Origin of the sequence: Metabacillus fastidiosus NBRC 101226, assembly GCF_001591625.1 — a bacterium.
GTDB classification, from domain to species: Bacteria; Bacillota; Bacilli; order Bacillales; family Bacillaceae; genus Metabacillus; species Metabacillus fastidiosus.
In genome coordinates this window covers 1-2,166 of record NZ_BCVG01000204.1, presented here as the reverse complement: position 1 = coordinate 2,166, position 2,166 = coordinate 1, and the positions used below count along the sequence as shown (strand labels likewise).

Below are 2,166 nucleotides of genomic sequence, written 5' to 3'. Positions count from 1 at the left end.
TTACTGCTCGTTAAGGCTGGGATAAAACAAACGGGACTATATATTAATTTGCAGACTTCAAACAAAATCCTCAGATAGCCTCTCTCATCTCCAGATGTCGTTCCAGTTTCCTTTTTACTCGCTGCAGAGCATTATCAATTGACTTTACATGTATATCTAATGTTTTAGAAATTTCTATATATGATTGCCCATCTATATATAAAGCCAAAACTTTTCTTTCCAAATCAGTAAGTAGTTCTGCTATTTTTAATTCTATATTAGCAGCGTTTTCTTTATTAATGACTAATGTTTCGGGATTTGTTATTTTTCCTCTAGGTATCATATCCATCAATGTGTAGTTTGATTCGTCATCATAAAGAGGCTTGTCCAAAGAAATATACGAATTTAAAGGACCATGTTTTTGACGAGTGGCTGTTTTAATCGCAGTGATAATCTGTCTAGTAATACAAAGATCGGCAAAAGCCATAAAAGAAACCATCTTGTCCTCTTTAAAGTCACGAATCCCTTTAAATAAACCAATCATTCCTTCTTGAACAATATCCTCTTTATCTGCTCCAATTAAAAAATATGATCTTGCTTTATTACGTACAAACTTCTGATATTTATTAATTAAAAAGGACAATGCCTCACTATCTCCATTATGAGCCATTCTTATTAAAACTTTATCTTCTAATTTAGTATAATCTCCATTCAGCTGTTCATCGCTGTTTAGACTCACTTATATCCCTCCACTAAATTCAATTGAGTTTTGATATTTAATAAACTGATAGACAGTTATTTTTCTTAAGACAGTAGAAAAAACCACTTTGTTATTTCTTAATCGTCCTTGACGCTCATTAAAAGTATAAATGACAATGAATTAAAAGGTTGTCGAATTATGACATAGTTGAAATACTATTAATTTAAAAGAAAATGAAATGTTACATAACTCTACAGTTATTCCCCTTTCATCAAAAAATCAAAATAATTTCTCTTCAAATACCATGGAAATTCCCTTAAGCATTTCATAAATAAAAAAGGTTTAGCCCCTATGACTAAACCTCTGCCTTGCTAATTATTGTATCACTCCAAATAACCGCTCTACCATATGAGCCTTTTTGAAAAGGGTATACTCATCATATGCTTTTTAAATCATCCTTATCTGGACTGGTGTCAGTATTGGACCTTCCTACTATTTTATTTAATTCTCCTGTATCACCTTTTGCATTAATGATTTCAAATATTTGATTTAATCCCTCGCTGATTTGCTCATCATTATCTTTCATTTTTTGACCCCCTTATAAAATTAATATTATTATTTCCCGCTTTATCGCTAAGTATGTTTCCTATCGTATTTTTATTAATAAAACATAAAAAGAGATTGCTAGGCTTTAAAACATCTATTAGCCTGACAATCTCTCTCTGTACATTATCTATGTGAAAAAATCGTTCTTGCTCCCCCCATTACTAAAAAACAAAATCACTATCTGCTTACTTCGGTTTCAGCTTCAAATTCAGCTGTATTTTTGACACGTTCTACAAATTCTACTACCGGCTTTTTCTTAGCAAATAATGAAAACAATTTCAATTGCCAGTTTAAAGGACGATTGATTATTGTATATTCAAATAAAGTTTTATTATCATTTATTTTATTTAATTCATAACAAGCAGTAACTTCGACCATATCCGCAAATACATAACCTATTTTCTTCCTTTTTTTATTATTTTCATTCACATATTCCAATGTTTCTATATCATATTCGTCTATTCGTTCTCCTTGTTTATATGTTTGACGATACACACTTCCAACCTGTTCATTTGTTATTTTAACAGGTCTATGTTCAACTACATTGGGCATGATTTTTTGTATATCATTTAAAGAACCATCGAAAAACTTCCAAACTTGTTCAATTGGAGCATCTATTTCTATATCTTTTGTCCATTTTTTCATTGTATATCCCCTCTATCAAAAAACTCATTTATTATGTATTGGAAATTCCATTATTCCATAAGAAATTTTATAGCTTCTTTTTAAAAAATCCTATCAATACAAATGTTACCAAATAAAACATACTAACAAATGGGTATTTTTATTTAATTTCAACATGTATTGATAGAATACATGTGCTACTTTGTAACTATTTCCTTTTTAACATAAAGTGAAACTTCTATCAGTAGGGGTTTTCC

General features: G+C 30.0%; 3 protein-coding genes. All 3 read right to left on the bottom strand.

Annotated elements, in window-relative coordinates:
* Positions 1-70: 70 nt before the first annotated feature.
* The 3 genes from sigH to BFA01S_RS21335 all read right to left on the bottom strand — a co-directional run bounded on the left by sigH (position 71) and on the right by BFA01S_RS21335 (position 1,930).
* A complete protein-coding gene (gene sigH / locus BFA01S_RS21340; protein ID WP_066235627.1) occupies positions 71-718 on the bottom strand; it encodes an RNA polymerase sporulation sigma factor SigH in 648 nt (215 codons plus the stop codon).
* 397 nt (positions 719-1,115) lie between these two features.
* Positions 1,116-1,265: a hypothetical protein gene (locus tag BFA01S_RS23030; protein ID WP_169800527.1), complete on the bottom strand. Its 150-nt coding sequence runs from the start codon at positions 1,263-1,265 to the stop codon at positions 1,116-1,118.
* 197 nt (positions 1,266-1,462) lie between these two features.
* A complete protein-coding gene (locus BFA01S_RS21335) occupies positions 1,463-1,930 on the bottom strand; it encodes an SRPBCC family protein (protein WP_066235626.1) in 468 nt (155 codons plus the stop codon).
* Positions 1,931-2,166 lie beyond the last annotated feature (236 nt).